Below are 1224 nucleotides of genomic sequence, written 5' to 3'. Positions count from 1 at the left end.
TGGATTTGGGTCAATATTTTGGACACTAAAAAGTTAAATCTTAAGCTGTATTCCTAATTCGATCTTCAATGGCTTGTGGGGTTTGATAGCCCAAGCTGCTGTGAATTCTTTTTCGGTTATACCAACCTTCAATAAATTGGAACATCGCTAGTTTAGCTGTTTGATAGTCTAGATATTGTACGTGGTTGACTTCTTCCTTTTTTAATAGGGCATGAAAGGATTCAATACAGGCATTATCGTACGGGCAACCTTTCTGACTAAAAGATTGCTTAATATGATAGTTTTGGATATGTTGAGTAAACTCACTGCTTGTATATTGTGAGCCAAGATCCGTATGAAGAACTAAGCCCTCCGGGGGCTTTTGTGATATGTGGGCGTTATTGAAAGCTTTTATGACCAGTTCTGTCGTCATTGAACGAGAAAATGAATACCCTACTATTTTCTTAGAATGAAGGTCCAATACCGAAGCTAAATAACACCATCCGTCTTTTAACGTGTGGATATACGTAATATCTGCTACCCATTTCTCATTAATGGTTTGAGTAGTGAAGTCTCGTTTTAGCAAATTATCCAATTGAATAACCTTTTCTTTAGATGGATAGGGACGGTATTTTTTCTTGGTAATAGAACGAATTCTCGCCTTACTCATTAAACGTTGAACACGCTTTAGACTTAGGGAAAACCCTTTGGTTAATAAGCTTTCATGAATCTTTGGAGCCCCATATCGTCCTTTGCTTTCCAGGTAAATAAGATGAATTTCCTTCGTTAGTTCTATGTTTTCCTGTTCGCGATTTGATACGACTATTTGAAGGGATTGATAATGGCTGCTTCTTGGGATTTCTAGTATTTCACACATCTTCTGTACGGGATATTGTTTCTTGTGTTCCTCAATAAATTCGGTAAGATCTGTCTCGGTTACTTTTTCGCGAATATGGCCATAGCCTTTTTTAAGATTTCAACTTCCTGCTTTAACCGAAGGTTTTCCTTCTGAATGGCGGCTAATTCCTTTGGAGTCATGGACTCTTCCCCTAAACCGATAGGAGTAAATTCTTTAATCCATTTATAAATGGTAACTTCTGATACGCCATATTCGCCGCTTAATTCTTTGACCGAATTACCCGAGTGATAAAGATCTACAATAGTTTTTTTGAATTCATTATTATATTTTTTACCTGTATTCTTACGTTCCAAGACGGACACATCCTCTCAAAAATCATTGTAAGG

At 37.0% G+C, this 1224-nt stretch carries 1 protein-coding gene; it reads right to left on the bottom strand.

Features of this window, described 5'->3' with window-relative positions; all coding sequences use genetic code 11:
• Positions 1-40: 40 nt before the first annotated feature.
• Positions 41-1191, bottom strand: a protein-coding gene (locus ACFX4L_RS25365; RefSeq protein WP_377406678.1) for an IS3 family transposase whose coding sequence is annotated in 2 segments (ribosomal slippage) — positions 41-942 and positions 942-1191 — 1152 coding nt in all. Because the reading frame shifts where the segments join, the coding sequence is not laid out codon by codon here.
• Positions 1192-1224 lie beyond the last annotated feature (33 nt).

Source organism: Peribacillus sp. YIM B13482, assembly GCF_042787975.1.
GTDB lineage: Bacteria > Bacillota > Bacilli > Bacillales > DSM-1321 > Peribacillus > Peribacillus simplex_A.
The sequence above is the reverse complement of the archived record's forward strand: the minus strand, read 5'-3'. Positions and strand labels throughout refer to the sequence as shown.